Consider the following 25,511-nt stretch of genomic DNA (forward strand, 5'->3'; position numbering starts at 1 on the left):
CCTGGTGGGTACGCTAGTCGTCGCAACTGCTTTCACGCACGATCAGTTCGACTGGCATGGTTATCTGGGAGGGGTCTTCTTCGGGTTTCTGGAGTAGCAATTCAATCCCCGCCCGTCCAAGGTCTTCCTTGTCCACGTGGATGGTGCTGAGCGGGGGAATGGCGGCGGCGGCGCTGCTGATATCGTCAAAGCCGACAATCGCTATGTCATGCGGGACCTTCATGCCCTCGTTCAGGCAATACTTCATGGCGATCAGGGCCGTGCTGTCGTTGTAGCAGAACAGGGCGTCGGGCCGTTTCGGAAGACTGAGCAGGCTGCGCATGGCTTCCACTACGGCCTCATCGCCTTCACCCATGGTGGGGACGATGACTTCCAGGTCCGGGTCGGCAAATACCTTGGCATCGAACAGAGCCTGGCGGAAGCCGCGGTTGCGCTGCTGGATGCTGTAATGGGCCAGGGAGCCGGACAGCATGGCGATGCGCTTGCGGCCGCAGCGCAGCAGATGCTGGGTGGCCAGGTAGCCGCCCCGCACATTGTCAGGGTTGATCGAAGTGAAGCCGCGGCGGTGCATGTCGACCAGCACGATAGGCTTGCCGGACTGCTGCAAGGCCGCCAGCACTTCCGGCTCGAAGAAGCCCGCGCACAGGATGGCATCGGGCTGGTGCACGCGGATCAGGCCCTGCACCGGTTCGGCCGGTCCGAGCGCGATAAAGGACAGGGCAATGCCCTCGCGCCGGCAAGCCGCTTCAGCGCCATGCAGGACCGGGGAGTAGAACTGGCTCGATGCGAGCGTATTGTGCTGGCTATGCAACAGGAAGGCGATGCGGCGGATGCGCCCTTTCTTGAGCTGACCAAAGTCGTAGCCCATTTTCTCGGCGGCCTGGCGTACCTGGTTGCGGGTAACCTCGGTCATGCCGGCCTGGTTCTTCAACGCGCGCGAGACCGTGCCGATCGACAGCCCGGTAGCTTCGGCGATGTCGCGCAAAGTCACCAGGCTCACGGCTGCACCCTTTGGCGGGAGTTCAAATGCATGAAGCGTCTCCAATGTTCAGTTTAATAAACGCTTCTTCCGAGCGTTTCCAGACGCTTGGCTTGTGCCTTTTTTTGCGTCTGTACATGGGTAGGTTTTATATCAGCCGCCTTTTGCGCGCGTCAACAAAAGCAGTAAAAACCGGGATCTTTTAGCTAGTTTTAGTAAACATGAACTTCGCCGGCCAGTGATCGCAGGCGCAGCGATTTGCGCAGCGTCGCCAGATTGGCTTTGGATGCAATATGCAAGGTCATGCTTTCCCCAGGCAGCAGGGTCATTGCGTTATCGGCAATCTCGGCGTCCACGTCGCCAAAGTCAATCCAGACCGCGCGGGCAAGCTTCGCCGCACGCAATTCAATCACGAAGCCTGTGCCATCCTGGCGCAGTTCCGCGTTCACACCGGGATCGGGCCAGCGCATGTCCTTCGCGGCCTTGAAGTACACCACGCGGCGCGAGACCGGTTCGCCAGCTACCTGCAAGTCGAATACTGCGACCGTTGAGGCAGGATCGGCGCCGCCCAGCAAATCCCTGTCCGTATAGTCGGCCTGCTTCGCCGCCGACAGCCGCGCAAGTTCGACCGGCCTGCGCTCGTCGCGCAGCAGTTTTCCGTCGAGGGTCATCAGCCGCAGCCGCAACTCTCCCCGCAGCGCACGCGCACGGTCGTTGAGCAGGCTGAGGGCGGTGTTGCCTTCCGCGTTGCGCAACGCGGCCACGGCAACCGGGGCGTAGAAGCGGCGCGCATGGAACTGCAGCGCCTTCCAGCGCCCAAACCAGTCCACGCTCGACCATGAGGCGCCTGGCCAGACATCATTGAGCTGCCAGTACAGGGAACCCATGGTGTAAGGGCGGCTGGCACGGTGATACAGCGCGGCCAGTTCGATGCCCTCCGCTTGCGCCGCCTGGCTAAGGTAGATGAAGTCGGCGAAGTCCTTCGGCTCGCCGAACTCATAATTCACGTATTTCATCAGGCGTTCATTGCCTTTCCCGGCCATGAATTTCTGGTGTGCCTCAATGACGGGGGATTCGGTGGCTTGCTCGCCGCGCTTGGCGAAGGCATCGACCGTGCGCTGCACCGGCCACGCCTGGAGTCCATATTCCGACATGAAGCGCGGCGTGATCTCCAGGTACTTTGTCGGCGGATGCGCCGGATTACCCCAGACCTCCCAGTAATGCATGTCGCCGCTGGCCGGCGAGTTGGCCACTTCGGCCAGGTCGTCGCTGGGCGAGCTGGCCCAATAGGCGATGCCGCCGCCCTCCTCCGCCACGACCTTGCGCAAGTCGGTGCCGAAAAGCTGCACGTAGCCATTCCAGACCTTGGCGGCAAAGGCTGGATCGGCCTGCATCATTTCCTTGCCGGGGCCCCAGTGCTTCCAGGCGATTTCTTCCTCGTTATTGCCGCACCACAGGGCAATACTTGGATGGTTGCGCAAGCGCCGCACATTGTCGCGCGCTTCAGCAACCACGTTGGCACGAAAGGCGTCGTCATAGGCTGGCGGCATGCCGCCGCCGAACATGAAGTCCTGCCATACCAGCAGGCCCAGCTCGTCGGCAAGATCGAAGAAATCATCGCTTTCGTAATAGCCTCCGCCCCAGCTGCGCAGGAAATTCATATTGGCGTCGCGCGCCGATTGCAGCACGCGGCGCAATTGCGCCTTGCTCACGCGTGGCTGGAACATATCGAAAGGGATGCTGTTCGCGCCTTTGGCAAATACCGGAATGCCGTTCACTTCAAAGTAAAAGCTCTTGCCCTTGTCGTCCGGCTCGCGCCGCAAGGCGATACTGCGCAAGCCGGTGCGCGCGCTGGCGGTGGCAGTGGCCGCCATGCCATCGCTGACCTCGACCTCGAAGCGGTACAGCGGCTGCGCACCATATCCGTTCGGGAACCAGCGTTGCGGACGCTCGATACTTAGCGGAAGCTCGATGCGGTTGTCGCCCGCGCGCAATTCGACACGGCGCAGTGCCGCCAGCGCGCGCTTGCCGCCGGGAGTAGTTTGCCACAGGCGCAACGCGAACACGCCACCGCGCACGGATTGGGCCGACACCACGGCTGCGATGTCGGCGCGCGCTTCGTCGACCCGATCCTGCCTCAGTTGCAGGTTGTCGATGCGCACTGTATCCCAAGTCTCCAGCACGACCGGTTTCCAGATGCCGGCAGTAACGTAGCGCGGCCCCCAATCCCAGCCATAGTGGTAACCGGGCTTGCGCGCGAAGTTGCCAGTCATCGCATCCGGCGGCTCATCGCCGTAGGGGGACGGATAGTTGCCTGCCAGCTTGCGCGGCATGACCCGCACGGCCGGCAGCAACCGTACTATCGGCGAACGCAATACGATGCGCAGTTCGTTACCCTTCGCCCGCAGCCTGCCTTGCACCGCAATGCGCCACGTGCGGAAGGCGTTATCGGCATCAAGCAGCTTTTCGCCGTTCAGCCAGACCTCGGCGAAGGTATCGAGGCCTTCAAACACCAGGTCACTGCGCACCGCCTTGCGCGGCGCATCGAAGTGCGTCCGGTATTCCCAGTCCGCGAGGCCAATCCATTGCAAGCCTGCTTCCGGTGCGCCTACGTAGGGGTCGGGAATCAACTTGTTCGAAAACAGGTCGGTATGCACCGTTCCGGGTACCCTCGCAGCATGCCAGGGCAACGCTTCGGGATGCGCGGCGAGTTGCGTATTGCCCGGCAGGAGGCGAAACGTCCAGCCGTTATCGATGACGGTACGGCCTGGCGTGGCCGCCGTAGCGACGGCTGCAACCACGGTTAGACACAAGCCAAGCAGCAAGGCAATCATGGAACGCCAGTACCAGTGAGTGCTCATGGCGCCTTCGCCTTCCAATGACGGTCAATCCACTCCTGGTGATTCGGCATCGCGGCAACGGCATTCGCCAGCATCGCCCGCAAGCTCTCGACCACATCGACCAGCTTTTCTTCCGGCATGTCGTCCACGATCGGATGATAGCTTTGCGGCACGATGCGCTGTCCCAGCATCACCTGCACCCAGCTTGGCAGGGCGAAGAAGTCTTCGCCATTGCGGAAGTAGCGGCCATCGCAACGGAACAATTCGACCGTCTCGCGCAGGCTGTCCGGGATCGGCATGGTGCGGCAATAGTCCCAGAACGGCGAGTCGTTTCGTTCGGTGGCGTTGTAGTGCAGGATCAGGAAGTCCCGCACCCTCTCGTATTCAAACACGGATTCACGATTGAAGCGTTCGGCAAGCAGCGGATTGAAATCGCGTTTTGGGAAAAGTCCCAGCAAGCGCGTGATGCCCGATTGCGCCAGGTAGATGCTGGTCGATTCGAGCGGTTCCAGAAAGCCGCTGGCCAGCCCCAACGCCACCACGTTCTTGTTCCAGAACTTCTTGCGCATACCGGTGGTAAAGCGCAGCGCACGCGGCTCAGCCAGCGCCTTGCCGTCCAGGTTCGCCAGCAGGGTCGACGCGGCCTCGTCATCGCTGATATGCCGGCTCGAATAGACATAGCCGTTGCCGGTGCGGTGCTGCAGCGGGATGCGCCACTGCCATCCCGCTGAGCGTGCAGTGGAACGCGTGTATGGCATGATCGGCTTCACGCCTTCGCAGGGCACGGCCATGGCGCGATCGCATGGCAGCCAATGGGTCCAATCGAGGTAGCCGGTTTTCAGCGTTTGCTCGATCAGAAGTCCACGGAAACCCGAACAATCGATAAACAATTCGCCATCAACCACCTGGCCGCTTTCAAGCGTCACCGATTGGACGAAGCCGTCATCGGCGCGCTGGTTCACGCCAACGATCTTGCCTTCAATGCGCTGCACGCCGCGCTGCTCGCCCAACTCGCGCAGGAAGCGTGCATACAGGCTGGCGTCAAAGTGGTAGGCGTAGGCGATGTCTGCCAACGGCGAGCCCGGCGAAGCATTCCGGTCAGCCGGCGAAAATTTGCCCTGCGGCGCCATCACAGTTTGCGGCGAGTATTCGCCAATCGGAGCGGCGCGCCCGGATTGGAACAACTTTAGCCAGAACTGGTGGAAAGGCAGCGGCCCGACCGAGCGGCCAATGGTGCCGAAGCCGTGGATATAGCTGTCGCCGATACGGCTCCAGTCCTTGAATTCGATTCCGAGCTTGATCGTGCCCTGGGTACGCTTGATGAACTCAGCCTCGTCGATGCCGAGCATTTGTCCGTTGAACAGCCGGATATGCGGAACGCTTGCTTCGCCCACGCCGACGATGCCGATTTCCTCGGATTCGATCAGGCGCACCAAAGCGCCCTTGCCAAGATAGGTGGCCAGGGCCGCCGCAGCCATCCAGCCTGCGCTCCCGCCACCAATGATTGTGATCTTGCTGATTCGGTTGTGCAGGTTCATTGCGGCACCCAAAACAGGAAAAAACCTCCCCAGCCGCTAGGCATGGGGAGGAAGGAGGGAAGCTTCAGAACTTGTAGTTCAGTCCGAAGTAGGCAACGCGGCCGGCGTAACCATTGGAGTAGAAACGGTCCTTGCTGTCGTTGCCGAGGTGGGAGCGCGTCTCTTCCTTGGTCAGGTTCAGCACCGAGGCGGTCAGGCTCAGTTCCTTGGTGATGTTGTAGGCCACGTTCAGGTCGACCTGGTAATACGGTTCCTCGTACACGTTCAAGCCGTTGACCAGGCCATCCACCACTTCGCCGCGGCGGTTGTACGAAGCGCGCGCCAGGAACTTGTCGGTTTCGTAGAACACGGTCAGGTTCATCTGGTTCTTTGCGCTGCCGACCAGTGGCGACTCGCCGATCTTGGTGCCATCCGCCATCGTGATGTCGGCCTGGTTGGTCTTGTTGTAGGTGTAGTTGAACTGGACGCCGAGGCCCATGTCCAGCGTATGCTGCGCATACAATTCAACGCCCTTCGACACGCCGTCGCGGCCGCCGGCGCTGGTCGAGTAGCGTTGGACGACCACGTTCTGGCCGCCCACGTTCATGGTCACGTCGCGCACCACCGGCACAGCGAAGTTGCTGACGTTCTTGCGGAACAGTCCGAGGCCGAGCACCGAGCCGCGGTGGAAGTACCACTCCAGGCCCAAGTCGACCTGCTTGGCCTTGTACGGTTCGAGCTGCTTGTTGCTGCCCGCACCGAACCAGCCTTGCTGGTCGCCGCCGCCGATCAGGCGTCGGTCGTTGACGTACTCCTGGCTGTAGTACTGCAGGCCGCCGGGGAAGGCGATGTCGTTGTAGCTCGGACGCGAGATCACTTTGGATGCGGCCGCCCGCAGCAGCAGGTCCTTGGTCAGGTCATACGCGACGTTCAAGCTAGGCAGCACATCGTTGTAGGTGCGATCGAGCGAGCTGACCACAAACGAGGAATCGCGGGCAATACTGTCCGGCAGGCGGGTAAAGCCGCTGGTGCATCCTGAGCCGGCAGGTGCGCCCACAGCCGGCAAGCCGCCCGCCTGGCAAGGTGCCGGGCTGCCATTGGCGCCGTTAAAGAAATAGTCGTTGTAGCTTTCCACCTGGTCGGTCGAATCGGCATGCTGCCTGGTGCGCACGTAGCGCAAGCCGACGTTGCCGCGCAGGCGCTCGGTCTTCACGTTGGCCTGCAGGTAGGCCGAGGAGATCTTCTCGTCGACGTGGTAGACGAAGTTGTCTTCGTTGCGCGTCTGCATCTGGCCGTAGCTCTGGTTCAGGGAGGAGATATAGGCAGGGTAGTCAATCGCCGGGAACGCGCTGGTCTTGATGCCGCCTGCCAGGTTGCCCAGGGATTGGCTGTACAGGAACTGTGGATTGAACTTGTTCGCAGTCGAATCGCAGCCAGCCTGGTAGCGATTGTCGTAGTCCGTCGGATCGGCGCCCTGGCAAACCCAGTAGTTGTTGCCGGTGGCTCGGTGGGTGCCGCCCTTGCGGTACTTGGCACCGAACTGCAACGAATCCAGCCAGCTGCTGTCGGTGTGCCAGGTCATGTCGGCCTGGGCATATTTCTGCTGGGTGCTGTTCCTGGTCCACGATGAGGAGGTGGAACCAAGATCGATCTCGCCGATGCCCTTGGCCAGGTTCGCCATCAGCTCCGGCGAGAACGCCATGGTCGGGGTGCCGACCGTACTCCATGAGCTGGCGTAGTTACCAAGGGTCCAGCTACCGTCCGCATTTTGCACGCGCGGCTTGATCGGCATCGTCATCTGCATTTGCGGTCCGCCACTGGCCCAGGTACGGCCGAATTTGAAGATACCGTCCAGCGATTTGCCGCGCCATTCCGCTTCAAAGTCGGCGGTCTGCGACAGCGACTTTTCCTGGTTGTAGCTGCCGGTGATCTGCGGCGTCGGGATGGTGCAGTCGTCAGGCCCCCAGCCGCCGGGCGGCTTGCCAGCCGCCGCAGCCTGCGCTTCGCTGCAGTAGTAGGCCTTGCCTGCGTGGGCGCTGTACTGCGCGCCGGTAACCAGGGTGCCGCTGCGGTCAAAGGTCAACCCGTCAAGCATGCGCCCACCCGGCCAGTTGCCGTCGCCGCTATAGCGCGCCAGATTCCACTCGGGGACCTTCAGGATATTGGTCTGCGAGTTCTGCGACAGGTTGAAGCGGAAGTAGTTGGCGGTCAGGGTGAGGTTGCGGACCGGCTTGAACTGCAGGGTCATCTGGCCGCCCTTGCGCTCGCGCTCTTCGCTCTTCACACTCAGGTTGACCGAGGTCGGCATCATGAAGTTGGTGTAGTACTTGCCGCCTTGGTCGTAGAAGCCGGACTGCCCCCACCAGTAGGAGCTGAGATCCGAAGGCTTGCCATTGACGTCGGTGGCCGGATGGGCATCGTAATCGTCGCCATACCACTGCCAGTTTTCGGTACTGGCGCCCATGGTACGGGTGGTGCGCTTTTGCTTGGTCAGGCCGACCAGGATGCCAAAGCGGTTGTCCTCATCGTGCCAGGCGTACTGGCCGGAGAACTGGCCGTCGGTCTTCTTGGTGGTGTCGGCCCAGGTGCCTTCGGCGGAAACGAAGCCGGAGCCGGACTTCACCTCCAGTGGGCGACGCGTGTGCAGGATCACGGTTCCGCCAACGCCACCCTCGTCGATGCGCGCTTCCGGAGTCTTGAACAGCTCTGCGCTGGAAAGCATGTTCGACGGCAGCAGCGTGTAATTGAACGAACGGGACGGATCGCCGTTGGATTCGGCAGTGGCGATGTAGTTACCGTTCAACTGGGTCAGGGTCAGCTCCGATGACAGGCCGCGCACGCTGACGTTCTTGCCCTCGCCGCCGCTGCGGGTCACCACCACGCCCGGCACGCGTTGCAGCGCATCGGCAACGTTCTTGTCCGGGAATTTGCCGATGTCTTCGGCGGTGATCACTTCAACGATCGAGTTTGCATCGCGCTTCTGGTCGAGGCTCTTCTCGATCGCATAACGGTAACCGGTGACGACCACGGTATTCGGGTCGGCTTTCTGATCGGAGGCGGTCTGCGCCTGGGCGCTTGCAAGGGAAAGCAGTGCCACGCTCACCGCCATGGCGATGGGTGTAGCACGGCAGCCGCGCTGCCGTGATGCGAGTTGGGTTCTGAACGTCATGCGTGTCTCCTGGTTATGCCCTATTGCGGGCTTTATATCGCGGTAGCAAGCCTCGAATCACCGATTTACTAAACGATGCTGATGTTGTCTGCATATCGACGGGATCGCGTCCACTCAGGAGAATTCTTACAAAAGAGGCCATGGCACTTCAACAAACTTTCAAAGTTTTCATGAAGTTTAGTTTTGATTAGTAAACAAGAGTGCGGCGGATTTGCGACAGTGGCTTTCCGCCCAGGATTGACGCGTGCTGCTATTTGTTTAGTGTGGAAGTATTTGCGGAAAAACGCAGGTAGCCCCAGCGGCCCGGCACGTGCATGTCGATCACGCCTTGCGGCGACCATACCCAGTTGTCTTCCTTGGCTTGGCCGGCAGTCCATTCCACCCGGCTGAAGTTGATGCGCCAGATGGTTCCGTGAGCGGGATGCGGCACCGCCTGGCGCGATGCGAAGGCGCTCAGGGGATACGCCATTTCCACCGTCCAGCCATGGTCCTTGTCATCCGGCTTGTTCAAGCTTCCCTGCACCGCGATGGCGGTCTTCAAGCCTTCGATGTCCCAGCTGTTGTCGGGCTGGCCGTCTTCGTTATAGGGTTTGGGCAGGAACAGGTCCCAGCCGGTGTTGAAGGCGTTGATCTCGAATTCGTAATAGCTCCTGGAGTCCGGCAGCGGCTTGAGGAAGACCTCGAAATCGTTGTCCTTGAAGATCACGGAATCGCGCTGTGTCAGCGTGGCTTTCACCTCGGGTTCTTCGAGTTCGGCGGCAATGTAGAGGTATTGGTCGTCCCACAGCATTTTCACGCGCGTGCGGAACTTCGGGCGGGGCTTGCTGTCGCCTTCGATGTCGACGAAGTCGGAACTCCATGGTGCGTTTTGCCAGGCCGGGTCGTCCAGCTTTCCGTCGACATGGATCGGGGCCGCGGCCCGACGGCATTCATAGGTGAGCGGTGCAGAGTCCTCTGCCGCAGCGGGCAGCGCGGCCGCCAGTGCGGTCCCGAGTACGATTGCGAACGCCTTCTTCATCAAAGTCCCCTCCACATATGTGCGAAAAACTTATATCAAGGAGATAAGGCCGGTTCAACAGGCCTTTGAATTTAAGCCGAACTTTAGCGAACTTTAGTAAACTTGTGGCGTCTATCCAGCATTCAGGTGTCGCCATGCCTATCATTCATCCGACTTTTGCCGATATCGACATTCGCAGCTACGGCGAACGATGGACGGCGGACCAGCACACGTTCGCCCAACTGGTTCTGCCGCTATCGGGCGAAGTGGAACTCGATATCGAAGGCCGTGGCCACAGGCTGAATCCATTGAAGGGGGCAGTTGTCGTGGCCGGAGCATGGCATTCCCAGCACAGCGCTGTTGAAAATCACTCCCTGATTGTCGACGTCGACCAGGCGGCCGTATGCCACCCGAGCTGGGAACACCTGGCGCACCGGCCCTTCCCGGACATCAGTCCAGCTGCGCGCAAGCTGGTTGAGTTCATGCAGCTTTCGATCTCTGGGCGCGCTGCACCGCCTTCCCTGCTCCAGGGCTGGGTGCCGCTGCTGCTTGATACGCTTACTCTGGAGCCGGCACGCCTGCAATCGAGGCTGAAGGCACTGCTGGCGCATGCCGAAGCCCAACTTGCGCTGCCCTGGACGACAGAGTCGATGGCGCAGTTTGCGCACATGAGCGTAAGTCGCCTGCACGCCTTGTTCCAGGACGAGCTGAAAACCAGCCCACGCGCCTGGCTTCTGTCGCGGCGTCTCAATCGTGCCTGCGAGTTGCTGCGCCATACCAGCCAGCCGATCGCGGATATCGCGCTGGGTACCGGCTTCGGTGACCAGAGCGCCCTCACCCGCGCCATGCGCATCCAGCTCGACACCACCCCGGCGGCCTACCGCAGGCAGGGACAGGAGCCGGCGACAAAAATCCAGTAGACCGCGCCAAGACCATCCGGCGCGCGGCAGTCACCATGTCCCTATTTGGGAGATGGTCGTTGAATATTTCGCTTGGCATTGTCGCCGGCATCGTCGCCGGCGCATTCTGGGGATTGGTATTCCTGGCACCTGAGCTGACGCGCGGCTTCACGCCGATCCAGCTCTCGGCGGGCCGTTACCTGGCCTACGGCCTGATTGCCGCCATCCTGGTTTTGCGCTCGTGGCGGCGCCTGTTCGCCACGCTGACCTGGCGCGAATGGAAGGCACTGGCCTGGCTCAGTTTTGCGGGCAATATCATCTACTACTTCTTCCTGGCAAAGGCGGTGCAGACCGGCGGCATAGCCATGGCCTCGATCGTCATCGGTTTGCTGCCAGTGATGATCACCCTGGTCGGCAGCCGCGATGCCGGTGCCGTTCCCCTGCGCAGCCTGGTGCCGTCAATTTTCCTCAGCACCGCTGGCCTGTGCTGCATAAGCTGGCAGCACCTGCAATCCGGTTCGCTGGCGGGATTGCTGTACGCAAGTGGCGCCCTCGCATCCTGGACAGCCTACGCGGTCGGCAACAGCCGGTGGCTGGCCCGCCTCCAGTCCGTCACGCCGCATGAATGGAGCATGCTCACCGGCCTGGTCACCGGTGCGGAAGCGCTCCTGCTCGCGGTGCCGGCACTGCCTTCCGGCGCGCCGCAACACAGCGCTGCCGAATGGCTGTACTTCGCGGCGGTGGTCACCAGCGTCGCCATTCTCTGCTCGATCATCGGCAACGGCTTCTGGAACTACGCCAGCCGCGCCCTGCCTCTGACGCTGACGGGCCAGTTGATCGTGTTCGAAACCCTGTTCGCCGCTCTCTATGGCTTCCTGTGGGAGGCGCGCTGGCCAACCGTCGTCGAGACATTGGCAATGGCCTTGCTGGTGGCGGGCGTCGCGTCCTGCGCCCTCGCCCACGGCCCGAGGCGCTCGTCCGTGGCAGTGACCTGATAGTGTTAAGATCTGGAGATTCGTCCACGACAAACGACTAGCATGACAAGCATTCGCCAGAACCTCTGCATGATCCTTGCGACGATGGTCATGTTCGGCGCTGCGCTGCTGATCAACGAACTCCTGTTCAAGCAACTGGAATTCGCGGAAGGGATCAACTGGATCTACCTCCCGGCCGGCGTGCGCCTGCTGGCCACCCTGCTTTTTGCCGAAGCCGGGGCGATCGGGTTGCTGGCGATCTCCTGGCTTTACTGCTTTCTGGTCCTGTTCCCGAATGAGCCGGTGCGCGCCTTTGCCGGCGGCATCCTGGCCAGCGCCGCTCCGTACCTGGTTTACCTGGGCGCCAGGCGCTGGCTTGACCTGCAAGGCTCGCTGGCCAACCTGGCCGCCTGGCAGGTACTGGTCTGTGCTATCGCCTATTCGATAGCCAGTCCCTTGCTGCACCATATCTGGTTCGCGCTGTACGAAGGGCGCGACGATCTGCTGGGCAGCTTTGCCGTGATGGCGCTGGGCGACCTGGCCGGCACTGTGCTCCTGCTGTTTTTCACCAAATGGGTGATGCGCCTCTCCACAACGCGTAGTTAACCGCTACACTCGCGGCTCCGCAGCAGCGTCCCCCGATGTCGCATGAATCAGTTAAAAAACCAATACCGTTTGGCCGGCATCGCCGTCGCCTTTCTCGGCACGCCAGGCCTGAATGCGCAAGCTCGTGCCGGTGAGGCGCCACCAGTCACTGAAGTCATCATCAGCGGCAGCAGCCGCCCCCAGCAAGATGCGCTTGGAGCCAAACTTGCTTACAGCGGCATCGCCGACGTGGCAAGCGCCAGCGAAGTCCAGTCCTTGCCCGACGTGACCCCGCTTGAGGTTTTGCGGCGCCTGCCCGGTGTAGCCGTGCTGCCGGTCCTTGATAACGAGCGCCCGCGCGATGAAGCTGCCGCGCCAGTGATTCGCGGCCTTGGCGCCGCTTACAACCCGGTCACGATTGACGGTATCCCGGTTGCATCGCCAGGCATCGCCAACGGCAACGGCTCCGCCAGCCGGGGCGCGCGCCTCAACCTGCTGCCTTCTTCGATGATCAGCGAAATGCTGGTCTCGAAGACTTTCCTGCCCGATCAGGATGCGCACGGCATCGGCGGCGCCATTGACTTGCGAACTCGCAGCGCCTTTGCACACGGCGGCAAGGATTTCTTCACGCTTGATGCCGCAATCGGCAAAGCGGACGATGCCGCCGGGCCGCGCCGCCGTGACCGTATTGGCCAACGGCTGGCCGTCACCGGCAGCACAGCGTTCGGACCACGACGCCAATATGGTCTCGTGATTTCCGCCAGCTACCTGGCGACGGACAGCACCGCCAACGCCCACATGACGACCGACAGTACGCATGAGAGCTTCTACAATGCCGCCGGCCTCCTGCAGGGTGGAGCAAACCAGGGCAATGGCTTTGCCGTGCCGCAGCAGGACAAGTACTGGTATGCGCAGAACAAGCGCACGCGCTACGGCCTGACTGCCAAGCTGGAAGCACGCTTCTCCAGCACGCAGCGGGGCTTCGCCACCGTTGGCCGCTACGTAGCCCATGACGATATGGAGCGCAACGAGCTCATCATCGATCCGCGCAACCGCGCCAAGCTGCAGGAGCAGGCAGCCACCTCGGGCCGCTATGCGTCCGGCGACGTTGAAGTAGGCTACTCGCGGCAGCAAGCCACCAGCGCCACCAACCTGTTGCAGGCAGGACTGGACTGGGAAGTCGCGCCCAGTCAGGTGGCAAGCCTGCGGGCAGGCGCTTCGCGCGCCGCCTACCGCGAGCCTATCCTGATGATCAAGTACTCGACGGGCAGCCGCAACAGCGCACCGGGGACCGGCGAAACAACGCCCACCCCGACACCGGATTTCGCGATCAGGTACGATACGCAATCGCTCGATCACTCCTTCAATATTGCGCCGTCCGCTTACTACAAGCTGGATAACTACAGGCTCAATTACTACCGCCCCGATTCCGGCTTCCATCGCAATGCCAGCGACGACATCCAATACCTGCGGCTGGACTTCCGCAGTAACAGCGATGGCCAGGGCTGGAGCTATGCCGTCGGCACCAGCTTGACGCGCGATGCATCCTCCTACAGCCTTGCGCGCACCCAGTATTCGCCGAATACCAGCGCCAGGCAGGATACGCTGGCCGACGCGCTCGGACCGGCCGGGCCGCGCCTGATGTACAACCAGTCCAATCTGGATATGCTGACGATCGACCCGCAGCGAGCCGCCGCCTACGTCGAAACCTTGCGCGCCGCTGGCGGCCTGAATACGGTGGACCAAACCGCCTTGAGCAACCAGGACAACTACCAGCACGTTGAACGCATTGCCGGCGCATACGGCATGCTGGGCTACGCAGCCGCAGCCTGGAAGACGCAATTCGGCGTGCACTTCGACTCCACCCGCCAGTCTACGATTGGCCGCGCGCGCGTAGCGGGCGCTTGGACCGATCTTCCAACTGATTCACGCTACCATTTCGCCCTGCCTTCCGCCCTGGCCAGCTACCAGTGGACGCCATCGCTCGACTTGCGGCTGGGCGCCAGCCAATCCATTGGGCGCCCGGCTTATGATTCATACGCGGCGCGCAGTTCGATCGACTTCCAGAACCCCGCTGAGCGTGGCAACCCCGACGCGACCGGCGTAACGGTCATGGCAGGCAACCCCGATATCAAGCCGCGCCTGTCGACCAATGCCGACCTGGCCATCAACTGGAAACTGCCGCAACGGGCCAAAGGCCTGCTGTCCGCCGCCGTGTTCAAGAAGAACATCAAGGATGAGATTTTCAACGCCACTTCGCTGGGTTACACCTACGATGGAGTCAACTATGCGAATGCCGTCGTGACCAAACCGGTCAACGCCGCATCGGCCTCCATCAGGGGTCTGGAAATCAGCGCGGTGGTCAACTCGCTGGCCTGGCTGCATCCTGCCGCGAGTGACTTCGGCTTCAGCGCCAACTTGACCTTTCTGAAAGGCCGTATGGAAGTACTGAAGACGGACACGCGTACCCGCTCGATCGGCCACCTGACGGGCCAGCCCGGCCAGATGCGCAACCTGTCGGTCTTCTACAGCCATGGAGCGCTGGAATTGCGAGCCGCCTTCAACCAACAGGGCCAAGCCTTGCGTGCGGTGGTGCCTGACATTGAATGGCAGGATTTGTACTGGGCGCCCCGCCACCAGGTCGACCTGCAGGCCAGCTACCGGTTGCAGCCGGGCCTTGCGCTGCTAGCCCAGGTGCAGAACCTGACCGGCGAGCGCCTAAGCAGCACAGTGGGCGCAGCCGGCAAGCTGCTGAAAGACACCCATTCCATTCCGACGGTCTACTGGCTCGGCCTGCGCTACACACCGACGCCTTAGAACAAGGCCTTCTGCGCCGTGGTCAACGCTTCAAAGCTGTCGTGCAGCGGCAGCAGGATGGCGTCGGCAATCGGCTGCAGCTGCTTGTCGAGGTAGTGCTGGTAATCGATCGGTGAGCGCTGCACTTCCAGCGGTTCCGGACCGCTGGTGGTGATCACATAGCTGATGCGGCCACCGTTCTGGTAGCGCAGCGGCCGGCCTTGCGCCTTGTTGAATTCATCAGCCAGGCGTGCGGCGCGCACCTGCGGCGGCACGTTGACCTGGTATTCGTCCAGCCGGTGGCGCAGGCGCTTGCGGTACACCAGTAATTCGTCATTCGCGCCGGACAGCGTATTGCGGGCATATTCACGCACGAAGTCCTGGTAAGGTTCGTTACGGAAGATGCGGGCAAACAGGCCTTGCTGGAATTGCTGCGCCAGTGGAGTCCAGTCGCTGCGCGCAACTTCCAGGCCGCGGTAAATGATGTCGCCGTCGCTGGTCAGTCCCGCATAGCGCTTCTTGCTGCCCATGTCAGTGCCGCGGATGGTCGGCATGAAGAACTTCCGGTAGTAGGTATCGAACTCGATCTCGAGATAGCTTTCCAACTTGTACTTTTTGTGCAAGCGGTTCTTCCACCATTTGTTGATCTTGGCGACCAGCGCGCGCGCAATGACCAGCGCTTCTTCCGTTTCATGCGGGCGCTTGAGCCAGATGAAGATCGAATCGGTATCGCCGTAGATCGCTTCATAGCCTTCTTTTTCCACCAGCTCGCGCGTGAGCTTGAGCAGCTCGTGGCCGCGCAGCGTGACCGAAGAGATCAGTTGCGGATGGTAGAAGCGGCAGTCGGTGGAGCCAAGCACGCCGACGAATGAGTTCATCAGCAGCTTCAGCGCGGTCGACAACGCATCGTTCTTTTCGCGCTTGGCGGCGTCGCGCCCTTGCCAGAGCTGGGTCGTGATGGCAGGCAGGCAGTGGTGGTTGCGGGAAAACTGGGCGCCGCGCATGCCGGGCACTGCGTCGTCATCGACTTCACCTTCGACCATGCCGACAGGATCAACCAGAAAGGAGCGGATAATCGACGGGTACAGGCTCTTGAAGTCCAGCACCACCACCGAGTCGTACAAGCCTGGACGAGAATCCATCACGAATCCGCCCGGCGAAGCTACGGCGGGAATCTCGCCCACATTCGGCGCTACATAGCCTTCGCGATGCATGCGCGGCAGGTACTGGTGGCTGAAAGCGGCAATCGAACCGCCCATATGGTCGGGCACCAGCCCCGTTACATGGGAACGCTCCAGGATAAAATCCATCACGCGCGTCTTCTCGAAGATTCGCGTGACCAGTTCGCAGTCCTTCAGGTTGTAGGTGGCCAGGGCGGGCTTGTCGTCACGGAAGCGGCGCTCGATCTCGGCCATCTTGTCGTAATCGCTGCCGATGTCCTTGCCCTCGCCCAGCAAGGCTTGCGACACGTTCTCCAGGCTGAAGGATGGGAAGGTCCAGGACGCGGCGCGCAGGGCCTCGATGCCGTCGATGGCAATGCGGCCGGGAATGCTGGCGAATACATAGCCGTCGCGCGCCTGGTGGGTACGCCATTCAACCGGGCGGCCTTCGCGCCCAAGCAATAACGGCACCTTGTATTTTTCCGCGTTCTTTTGCAGCGTTTGCAGGTCGAACTGCACCACGCTCCAGCCGATGATGGCGTCCGGATCGTGCACCCTGAACCACTCGTTGAGTTTTTCGATCACGCGGCGCGGCGTCGGGCAAAATTCGAGGTCGAAATCCACTTCGGGCGCCACCGGGGGCAGCTCGCCCAGCATGTAGACCTGGCGCTGGCCGCATCCTTCCAGCGCGATCGAATACAGGTCGCCGAAAGCGCTGGTCTCAATATCCAGCGACACCATGCGCAGGCGCGGACGATACTCCGGCGCCGGCCGCAGCTTGCCGCCCTCAAATTCGACGCCAGCGGTAATGAAGCGCTCCATCAGGTAACGTTCCGGCGGCTTGATGTCCGCCTCGTACAGGCGGATGCCGCGCTCGCCCAGCTTGCGCTCCAGCGCCAGCAACTGCTTGTAATGACTGGCGTAGATGCCGACCACCGGTTCGCGCTGGAAAGTCTTGAGGCCCACTTCGCGCACGTCGATGCCCGGCATGTCAGCCACCAGGGTGGCAATGGTGTCGCGCAGCGAAGCCCCGGCGAAAGCCACCGAAGCTTGTGCTGTCAGCAATATTTTGCGGGGGCCGTCGTCGGTCGCGAGCCAGAACTCGATTTCCGTGCCATCGCGGGCATCGCGCCAGGCGCGGGTGAGGATAAAACCAGGCATGCCGAAATTATACTGTACGCACACACAGTAAACTTGCACCGTTTGAATATCATTGCTAGAATAGTATGTTGCCTTGAATCAAGAGCAGGCAACCTAACTAGAAATAGGAATACTTAAATGATCAAGCAAATCACCGCTGCCGCCCTGCTGGCAGTTACCTCCTTCGCAGCTTCCGCTGCTGAACCATCGTTCTACGTCGGTGGCGACGTAGGCTCCAGCAAGCACGAAGACCTGGATGGCCGTAAAGCCTCCTACGGCATCTTCGCCGGCTACCAGTTCGACGAGAACTTCTCCGTTGAAGCGGGCTACCGCAACCTGGGCAAGTGGGACATCCTGGGCGTCGACCTGAAAACCAACCAACTGGCACTGTCCGTAATCGGCTCCGTACCAGTGGCTGACCAAGTTGCCGTGTACGGCCGCCTGGGCTACAACCGCGTTGAAGCCAAGGCCCTGGGCGAAAAAGAACACGAAAACAAAGCACTGTTCGGCGTTGGCGTGAGCTACCAGTTCACCAAAGAAATCAGCGGCCGTGTTGAATGGCAGCGTCCAATCAGCGGCTCGAACAACATCAGCGCTGGCGTGGCTTACCACTTCTAAGCTTTTGCTTCGCATAGAAAGCCGCCGGACCTGGTCCGGCGGCTTTTTTTATTTGGGCTGAAGTGAAGCGAGCGCCGCTTCCAGCACTTCGTCGCGTCCGGCACGCACGCCTTCGACCGTTTGCTTGACCAGATGCTGCGGCTGCACACCGACGCCCACGAAGGCGCGGCCATCCGGATAGGTATCCTGCTTGGTGCAGATGCGCGCGCTGCCGCCGCCCGGCAGTTTGATGTGCAGTGGCTGGCCGGTGCTGCCGCCGGTTGCCTCACCCACCAGGGTGCCGCGCTGCATGACGTCGAAAGCGACAGCAAAATCTTCTGCGGACGAGAAAGTCGCGGCGCTGGTGAGCACCAGTACCGGCTTCTTATATTGGCGCTGCGGGTCAGGCTGCACAGCATCCGGCGCCTCGGCATACATCGGCTGCGCCTTGTCCCAGGCACGCCAGGTCGGCTTGTAGTCGCGCGTCGCCCAGCGGCTGGTCAGGAAGGCCTTGTCGTCCAGCGTGGACAGGATCTTGTAGCCTACTTCCGAATTGCCTCCGCCATTGCGGCGCACATCGATCACCAGCGCCGAAGACTTGGCGATTTCGTCGAAAGCCGCCATCCATGCGTCGGCCGCACTGTTGTCATCAAAGCTATTCAGCGAGACGTAGGCCACGTCCCCCTGCAGCATGCTGAATTCGAAGGAAGGCGAGTTGACCATGGCAGCCTTGCGGGCATCCCGGCCGACGCGCACAACCGCCTGCTCGAACTGCTTGCCTGCGGCGTCGCGGAAAGTCACGCGTGCTGCCGAACCGACAGCGCCGCGCAGGAGCTGGGTGCCAAACGTGCGCAGTGCTTCATCCTGAGGTGTGGAGGCGCTCACATACGGGGCGATTTCGCGTGCGGCGTAAGTCTTTACTTCGGCGCCATCCACTGACACCACTTCCAGTCCAGGCATGATGCCTTTGGCGCGCAAGCCGGGATCCAGTACCTCGGTCACGATGACGCGGCCTTCGATCGGTCGCGTCACCAGCAGTGGCAGGCCGCCCATACGCTCAGCCAGCTCGCTTGGCGGCATCACGTTGGTGTGGCCGTCTTTCAGCTTTGCCACCAGCTCTGTCAGCACGCGGTAATACTCCTCGGTGCTGCGGGTCGCGCGCACGCGCGGCAAGGTTTCCAGGTACAGCTTGTCCCAGTCCAGCTTTTCCAGGGTGGCGGTATCGACGAAGTTGTATTTCACTTCCGACCATAGCTTGGACAGTCCGGCGACCTTCTCGTCCTCACTGATGTTTTCTTTGTAAGATCCTGCCAGCGCTGCGGTCTCCCACTGCATGCCAGGCTGCTGCTGCGCCATTGCGCCGGTGGCCGCCAGGGCCAGGACCAGCGCCGCTACATGGCTTTTTGCCATTTTGTCTCCTGATTAAGCTGAATGCCCGATATTCTAGAGGCCCGGCGGCGTAGGCGCTACCCTGTTACAAGCCTGATACTTTTCGCATAGGGGGCGGCTGTTAGAATCAATCCTCGAAGTTCTTCATTTTCCTTTTCGAGACCATGCGACGACTTGCACTTCCCATGCTGGCAGCCCTGCTGGCAGCCCCCGCATTTGCGACAACCCCAACCCCTATCACCCTCGACCAGGCCATGTCCCACCCGGACTGGATCGGCACGCCCGTGGAAGCCGCGTGGTGGAGCTGGGACGGCAAGCAGATCTTCTATAAACAAAAGCGCATCGGCTCCTCGCTGCGCGACACCTTCCAGGCCGGCGACAAGCCACGCCTGGTGGCGGACTCCGAGCTGTCCAGGCAGGACAGCCCGAGCATGGTGTTCAACCGCGAGCGCACGCGCGCTATCGTGCTGCGCAACGGCGACCTGTTCGAACGCGACCTGAAATCCGGCGCCCTGCTGCAGATCAGCCGCGGCACCGCCAACGCTTCCACGCCGCAGTACTCGGCCGACGGTCACAGCGTGCAGTTCAAGGTCGGCAACGACTGGTTCAGCTGGAATCGCGCCGACCGCCTGGTCTCCCCTGTCGCCTTGCCGCGCGCGGCAAAAGATCCTTCCGCAGCACCGGACGAAGACTACCTGCGCGACATGCAGCTGCGCCTGATCGCCACCCTCAAGCGCCAGAAAGATGAACGCGACGAAACGCGCGCCCGCGCCAAGGCGGAACGCTCTGCCGACGCCACCCGCGCTCCCGCGCCGATCTACTTCGGCGAAAAGGTCTCGATCGATGCTTCTTCGCTGTCGCCGGATGGCCGCTGGCTGGTGGTGGCCACTTCGCCGAAAAGCAGCGACAACGGCCGCGTCGGCAAGCTGCCGCGCTACGTGACCGAATCGGGCTACGAAGAATTCGACGATCAGCGCCCACGGGTCGGCCGCAACCTGCCCCTGGCCCAATCGCTGAAACTGGTCGACCTGCACACCGGCGCCATCAAGGACCTGCCGCTCGATTCCCTGCCGGGCATCGCCAACGACCCGCTGGCAAGCCTGCGCGAAGCAGCCAAGCAGCCGGCCTTGAAAGGCAACCGCGCCATCCGTCTGGAAGCCGACGAAGGCGACGGCATCGCCTGGAGCGACAACGGCGCCAAGCTTGCCGTCATGCTGCGCACTGTCGACAACAAGGATCGCTGGCTGGCCGGCATCGACCTCGAAGGCGCCAAGCTGAAGTCCCTGCACCACCTGACCGACAACGCCTGGATCAACTACAGCTACAACGACTTCGGCTGGCTGCCTGACAACAGCACGCTGTGGTTCATGTCCGAGGAAACCGGCTACGCCCACCTGTACACCCTGGGCGAGGACGGCAAGCAGCGCGCCCTGACCAGCGGCAAATGGGAGGCGTCGAACGTGAAGTGGAATGCCGACGGCACCCTGGCTTATATGCTGTGCAACCGCCGCACCCCAGGCGAATATGAGGTGTGCTCCACCTCGGCCAAGGATGCCACCGTGCGCGAAGTGACCCAGCTCAATGGCGGGGTCGAACAGTTCGACCTGTCGCCCGACCAGCGCAAGCTGCTGGTCCACTATTCGTCCGCTTACGTGCCTTCGCAACTGGCCACCGTGCCGGCTACCGGCGGCGCCGCGACCAGGTTGACCGATACCCGCAGCGCCGAATATAAGGCACGCGAATGGATCCAGCCGCAGATGGTGGCCGTGCCGTCGACCCATGGCGCAGGCCAGCCGATCTGGTCCAAGCTGTATCGCCCGGCTACGCTGGAACCGGGCAAGAAGTACCCGATCGTGATGTTCGTGCACGGTGCCGGCTACCTGCAGAACACCCACAACCGCTTCCCGAACTACTTCCGCGAGCAGATGTTCCACAACCTGCTGGTTGAAAAAGGCTACATTGTGCTGGACATGGACTACCGCGCATCCAAAGGCTACGGCCGCGATTGGCGCACGGCGATCTACCGCCAGATGGGACATCCTGAACTGGACGACTATGTGGACGGTGCAAAGTGGCTGGCGGCGAACCACCAGGGCGATATCGACAAGGTCGGCATCTACGGCGGCAGCTACGGCGGCTTCATGACCTTCATGGCGCTGCTGCGCGAGCCCGATCTGTTCAAGGCCGGTGCCGCACTGCGCCCGGTGACCGACTGGACCACTTACAACCACGGCTACACCGCCAACATCCTGAACACACCGGACATCGATCCGGAGGCTTACCGCAAATCCTCGCCGATCGAGTATGCGGATAAGCTGAAAGGCCACCTGCTGATCGCCCACGGCATGGTGGACGACAATGTGTTCTTCCAGGATTCGGTGCGCATGGCACAGCGCTTCATCGAGCTGAAAAAGGACAATTGGGAACTGGCGGCGTACCCGCTGGAACGCCACGCCTACGTTCAGCCTGAGAGCTGGTACGACCAGTACCGCCGCATCTACAAGCTGTTCGAGAGCACCCTCAAGTAGGTTTGACAACGCTGCTTGGCAGCGCCTGGAAATCGTCTGTCTGATACAGCGAATGCCAGGCTGCCAGCAGCGCCGGTGGCGGCGTGACCAGCTTGCGCGCCGTCAGGTCGAGCCAGCCGCCCGAGCTGTTGATCCGGGCGGACAACTTCCCATCACTGCGATACACGTCGCTGCGCAGCATCCAGCGGCTGCCATCTTGCGACATCCCGGCCAGCGCCAGCGTCACGGTGATGGTATCCATCAGCAGCACTTCCTTGAAATACGCGATATCGTCCTTCATCACGACAGGGCCAATGTTCAGGCGCTTGAACTCCGCCATCGGGAATCCATTCTCGCCCAGGAACATCATGCGGATATCGCCGGCCTTGTTCAGGTAAGCCGTATTGGCCATATGGCTGTTGAAATCCATATCGCCCCAGCCGGCCAGCATCTTGCGCTCAAACATTGCTACTCCCCTTTTATTCGGCTGCGAGGAAGTCCAGCAAAGTCAGGGCCACGATCTTGGTTGCCTTGCGCAAGTCTTCCAGCAGCAGTTTTTCATCCGCCTTCTTGGCATTCGATTCGGGCACGCTACGCGGCCCAGCGCCATATAGTACTGCGGGAATGCCTTGTTCGCCGTACAGTCGCGCATCAGCGTACAACGGCGTGCCAACCGCCGGGATATCCTCGCCCAGCACTTCGCGCGCGTTTTTCTGTAAATTGGATACCAGCTTTTCACCGGCCGGCAATGGACGCAAGGCATGCGACAGGAGCAGGCGCTTGATCTCCAGGCGGATTCCAGGCTCGCCCTGCACGGCTTCTTCGATCAGCTTGCGCACCTGCGCTTCCACCGCAAGCGGGTCTTCTTCCGGGATCATGCGGCGGTCCATCTTCATCACGACCTTGCCCGGCACTACATTGGTATTGGTACCGCCGTCGATGCGGCCCACCAGCATGGTCGGCGAATCGATGCCCGGCACCCTGGATTTGATCTTTTTCAGTTCAGGCAACTGACCGTAGATTGCATTGAGGACCTTCGTTGCAGCCTGCAGCGCATCGTGACCGGTTTCCGGCATGGCGCCGTGACCGGACTTGCCATGCACCGTGATTTCAAACTGAAGGCAGGCGTTGTGCGCCGTGACGATGTTGTAGCTGAAGCCCGCTGCGATCACGAAATCCGGCCTGGTCAGTTTTTCACGCAGCAGGAAGCCAGGGCCAAGCAGGCCGCCGAATTCCTCGTCATACGTGAAGTGCAGCTCGACTCCGCCTTTCAGCTTGACGCCGAGCGCTTCCAGCGCGCGCACGGCGAAGATGTAGGTGGCGAAGTCGCACTTCGACACGGCTGCGGCACGGCCGTAGATATAACCGTTGTCGATCACGCCGCCGTAGGGCGGATAGGTCCAGCCCTCGCCCGGCGGCACCACGTCTCCATGCGCGTTCAGCGCAACCGTCGGGCCGCCCGCCGCATATGCGCGGCGGATGATCAGGTTGGTGATCGATTCCATGCCGTAATCGCGTACTTCCTGTTCCGGCACGACGTGCTTTTCCGCGCTCCAGCCATAAGCCTTTACCAGCTCCGCCACAGTTTCCGCATGCGGCGTGTTGTTGCCGGGCGGGGTATCGGTTGGCACGCGCAGCACCTGCTGCAGGAAGGCCACTTCTTCATCAAAGTGGTCATCGATCCATTGGGTCAATTTGGTATTCATCATTTTGCTCCTGCAGCGAACCAGGCGCCAAGCTCGGCACGTTCTGCGTCAGTCATATTGGTCAGGTTACCGATCGGCATATCCTTCTGCTCCACCGCGCGCTTGTGGATCTGGGCCGCACGCTGGTGGATCTGGTCGGCCGTGTCGAACATTACGCCAGCTGGCGCGGTAGCGAAGCCCGGCTGAGTTGGCGTCGCCGAATGGCAGGCCAGGCAGCGCTGGTCGAGAATGGTTTTCACTTTCGCGAATTGCGCGGCAGGATCCGCGGCAGGCTTCACGGCAACTGGCTTGGACGGAGCAATCACCACCGCAACCGCCAGCAGCAGTGCCACGCCGATCGCTGGATAGCGCCACTCGACGCGCCCTTTGTGGCGCAGGTTGAAGAAGTGGCGGATGAAGACGCCTGCCGCCATGATGAAGCCCAGCACCAGCCAGGCATTCTTGTTCTGGTAAGTCATCGCATAGTGGTTGCTGATCATGATGAACAGCACCGGCAGCGTGAAGTAGTTGTTATGCACGCTGCGCTGCTTGGCCTTGATGCCGTGGATCGGATCCGGCAGGCTGCCAGCCTGCATGGCCTGCACCATCTTGCGCTGGCCCGGAATGATCAGCATCGCCACGTTGGCCACCATGATAGTGCCGACCATGGCGCCGATATGAATGAAGGCTGCGCGCCCGCTAAGCAGGTGCGTCAGCACATAAGCCGCCGCAACCAGCAGCAGGAACACGACCAGGCCAAGCCAGTTCTCGCTCTTGCCCAGCGGGGAGCGGCACAGCGCGTCGTACACCACCCAGCCTGCAACCAGGAAGCCGATGCCGATGCCGACCGCCTGCAGGCTGGAGAGGTCGGCCACCTGCTTGTCCACCATCATGGCCTGCGCATTGAAATAATAGGCGATGGTCAGCAGCGCAATGCCCGATAACCAGGTGGTATACGCCTCCCACTTGAACCAGTGCAGTTCCTTCGGCAGTTCGGCCGGCGCCACCAGGTATTTTTGCGGGTTATAGAAACCGCCGCCATGCACCGCCCACAACTCGCCGGAAACGCCCTTCTTCGCCAGGTCCGAACCTGGAGCCGGCGGACGGATCGAATTGTCCAGCCATACGAAATAGAACGACGCGCCGATCCACGCTATACCCGTGATGATGTGCAGCCAGCGTACCAGCAGGTTCGCCCATTCCAGGCCGTAGGGCAGCAGGTATTCCATGTAAATCCTTGAGTTGAAGAAGTGGCAATCTATCGAAGATACGCGTTTTCGAGCCCCTGCAACATGAAATATGTCGTATATTCAAGATATTCGAATTCATATACGTACGCAAGATGTCCGGCCTGCCGCAACACCTCGATATTCACCTCATCCGAATTCTCTACCTGCTGCTGGTCGAGAAGAACGTGTCGCGCGTGGCGCTCAAACTGAATCAGCCGCAGCCCTCCATTTCGGCCTCGCTGCGCAAACTGCGCGAACTGACTGGCGACCCCCTGCTGGTGCGCGGCGCGCGCGGCATGGTGCCGACCCAGCACGGCGAAAGCCTGCTCAAGCCGGCCAAGCGCATCCTGGACGAAACGGAATCGCTGTTCGTGAAAAAGACGCCATTCGTGGCGCAGGAAGAAGCACGGACCTTCAATATCGCGGCACCGGATTACCTGGACAGCCAGTTCCTGCCGAACGTGGTGGCGATGCTGCGCCGCGGCTCGCCCAAAAGCCGCGTGGTGATCCACTCGATCGGCCCCGGCACCGACTACCTGCGCCTGCTGTCGGACGGCGACATGGACTTGGTCATCGCCAACTGGGACGAGCCGCCGCAGCACCTGCACATTTCCAAGCTGTTCGAAGACCCGATCGTTTGCGCCATGCACGCCGGCAGCCCATACGCCAAGCGCACCGCCAGCGATGCGATGTCGCTGGACGACTACCTCACCCTGCCCCACGTCGCGCCATCGCAGATGGTGCCAGGCTACGGCGGCGTGATCGACTCCTTCCTGGAACGCCAGGGCATGCGGCGCAATGTGGCGGTGGAATCGGCCTATTTCAGCCTGATCCCCTACATGCTGGCGCAGACCGACTTGGTACTGACTACCGGCCGCCAGTTCCTGCGCTTCTATGAAAACTCGCTGCCGCTCAAGGTATTCACCCCGCCGGTCAAGTTCCCGCCGATGCGCTTCTACCAGCTCTGGCACGAGCGAGTGCACCAGGCCCCCGAACACAAATGGCTGCGCGACCAGGTAACCGCCGCCGCCAAGGCGTTGACTTAACG

At 61.5% G+C, this 25,511-nt stretch carries 17 protein-coding genes; 7 read left to right on the forward strand and 10 right to left on the reverse strand.

Annotation, left to right across the window (positions count from 1 at the left end; translation table 11 throughout):
• Positions 1–13: 13 nt before the first annotated feature.
• From ACQ4MM_RS03515 to ACQ4MM_RS03535, 5 genes are all read right to left on the reverse strand, one after another.
• On the reverse strand, positions 14–1,000 hold the full coding sequence (locus tag ACQ4MM_RS03515; RefSeq protein WP_431476070.1) for a LacI family DNA-binding transcriptional regulator: 987 nt from the start codon (positions 998–1,000) through the stop codon (positions 14–16).
• Positions 1,001–1,191: 191 nt separating this feature from the next.
• Positions 1,192–3,840 (reverse strand): beta-mannosidase, encoded by a 2,649-nt coding sequence (locus ACQ4MM_RS03520; RefSeq protein WP_431476071.1) that lies wholly within the window; start codon positions 3,838–3,840, stop codon positions 1,192–1,194.
• Positions 3,837–5,357, reverse strand: coding sequence for a tryptophan halogenase family protein (locus tag ACQ4MM_RS03525; protein WP_431476072.1), 1,521 nt, complete (start codon positions 5,355–5,357; stop codon positions 3,837–3,839). Before ACQ4MM_RS03525 ends, ACQ4MM_RS03520 begins: the two co-directional genes overlap by 4 nt.
• A gap of 64 nt (positions 5,358–5,421) precedes the next feature.
• The gene (locus ACQ4MM_RS03530; RefSeq protein WP_431476073.1) at positions 5,422–8,505 is read right to left on the reverse strand and encodes a TonB-dependent receptor; all 3,084 of its coding nucleotides are present in this window, start codon (positions 8,503–8,505) and stop codon (positions 5,422–5,424) included.
• Between the two features lie 250 nt (positions 8,506–8,755).
• A complete protein-coding gene (locus ACQ4MM_RS03535; RefSeq protein WP_431476074.1) occupies positions 8,756–9,523 on the reverse strand; it encodes a carbohydrate-binding family 9-like protein in 768 nt (255 codons plus the stop codon).
• A gap of 134 nt (positions 9,524–9,657) precedes the next feature.
• Between ACQ4MM_RS03535 and ACQ4MM_RS03540 the strand changes: the two genes are divergently transcribed.
• The 4 genes from ACQ4MM_RS03540 (at position 9,658) to ACQ4MM_RS03555 (ending at position 14,777) form a co-directional block, all read left to right on the forward strand.
• Complete coding sequence (locus ACQ4MM_RS03540) at positions 9,658–10,422, forward strand: helix-turn-helix domain-containing protein (protein ID WP_431476075.1); 765 nt, start codon at positions 9,658–9,660, stop codon at positions 10,420–10,422.
• 35 nt (positions 10,423–10,457) lie between these two features.
• Entirely contained in the window at positions 10,458–11,396 is a 939-nt protein-coding gene (locus ACQ4MM_RS03545) for a DMT family transporter (RefSeq protein ID WP_431476076.1), read from the forward strand.
• A 69-nt stretch (positions 11,397–11,465) separates the two neighbouring features.
• A complete protein-coding gene (locus ACQ4MM_RS03550) occupies positions 11,466–11,981 on the forward strand; it encodes a hypothetical protein (RefSeq protein WP_431476077.1) in 516 nt (171 codons plus the stop codon).
• A 42-nt stretch (positions 11,982–12,023) separates the two neighbouring features.
• Positions 12,024–14,777: a TonB-dependent receptor gene (locus tag ACQ4MM_RS03555; protein WP_431476078.1), complete on the forward strand. Its 2,754-nt coding sequence runs from the start codon at positions 12,024–12,026 to the stop codon at positions 14,775–14,777.
• Here the strand turns inward: ACQ4MM_RS03555 and ACQ4MM_RS03560 are convergent.
• Positions 14,774–17,077, reverse strand: a complete 2,304-nt coding sequence (locus ACQ4MM_RS03560; protein WP_431476079.1) for a DNA polymerase II — start codon at positions 17,075–17,077, stop codon at positions 14,774–14,776. The genes ACQ4MM_RS03555 and ACQ4MM_RS03560 overlap by 4 nt on opposite strands.
• A 117-nt stretch (positions 17,078–17,194) precedes the next feature.
• Between ACQ4MM_RS03560 and ACQ4MM_RS03565 the strand changes: the two genes are divergently transcribed.
• Complete coding sequence (locus ACQ4MM_RS03565; RefSeq protein WP_431476080.1) at positions 17,195–17,674, forward strand: outer membrane beta-barrel protein; 480 nt, start codon at positions 17,195–17,197, stop codon at positions 17,672–17,674.
• Between the two features lie 48 nt (positions 17,675–17,722).
• On the opposite strand, the gene ACQ4MM_RS03570 is transcribed toward ACQ4MM_RS03565, so the two are convergent.
• On the reverse strand, positions 17,723–19,063 hold the full coding sequence (locus ACQ4MM_RS03570) for a S41 family peptidase (RefSeq protein ID WP_431476081.1): 1,341 nt from the start codon (positions 19,061–19,063) through the stop codon (positions 17,723–17,725).
• 143 nt (positions 19,064–19,206) lie between these two features.
• Here ACQ4MM_RS03570 and ACQ4MM_RS03575 point away from each other — a divergent pair, with 143 nt between their 5' ends.
• The gene (locus ACQ4MM_RS03575; RefSeq protein ID WP_431476082.1) at positions 19,207–21,570 is read left to right on the forward strand and encodes a prolyl oligopeptidase family serine peptidase; all 2,364 of its coding nucleotides are present in this window, start codon (positions 19,207–19,209) and stop codon (positions 21,568–21,570) included.
• On the opposite strand, the gene ACQ4MM_RS03580 is transcribed toward ACQ4MM_RS03575, so the two are convergent.
• From ACQ4MM_RS03580 to ACQ4MM_RS03590, 3 genes are read right to left on the reverse strand one after another with little or no spacing between them, the layout of a single operon-like run.
• Positions 21,563–22,015, reverse strand: coding sequence for an acyl-CoA thioesterase (locus tag ACQ4MM_RS03580; protein ID WP_431476083.1), 453 nt, complete (start codon positions 22,013–22,015; stop codon positions 21,563–21,565). The two genes, ACQ4MM_RS03575 and ACQ4MM_RS03580, sit on opposite strands and share 8 nt — an antisense overlap.
• A gap of 13 nt (positions 22,016–22,028) precedes the next feature.
• Positions 22,029–23,258, reverse strand: a complete 1,230-nt coding sequence (locus tag ACQ4MM_RS03585; RefSeq protein ID WP_431476084.1) for an ArgE/DapE family deacylase — start codon at positions 23,256–23,258, stop codon at positions 22,029–22,031.
• Positions 23,255–24,463 carry a urate hydroxylase PuuD gene (locus ACQ4MM_RS03590; RefSeq protein WP_431476085.1) on the reverse strand — a complete coding sequence of 403 codons (1,209 nt, stop codon included), beginning with the start codon at positions 24,461–24,463 and terminating at the stop codon, positions 23,255–23,257. The genes ACQ4MM_RS03585 and ACQ4MM_RS03590 overlap by 4 nt, the downstream gene beginning before the upstream one ends.
• Positions 24,464–24,576: 113 nt before the next feature.
• On the opposite strand from ACQ4MM_RS03590, the gene ACQ4MM_RS03595 reads away from it, so the two are divergent.
• Positions 24,577–25,509, forward strand: coding sequence for a LysR substrate-binding domain-containing protein (locus tag ACQ4MM_RS03595; RefSeq protein WP_431476086.1), 933 nt, complete (start codon positions 24,577–24,579; stop codon positions 25,507–25,509).
• The last annotated feature ends 2 nt before the right edge of the window (positions 25,510–25,511 follow it).

This window comes from Massilia eburnea, assembly GCF_050709955.1.
In the GTDB taxonomy this organism is placed as follows: domain Bacteria; phylum Pseudomonadota; class Gammaproteobacteria; order Burkholderiales; family Burkholderiaceae_D; genus Rugamonas; species Rugamonas eburnea_A.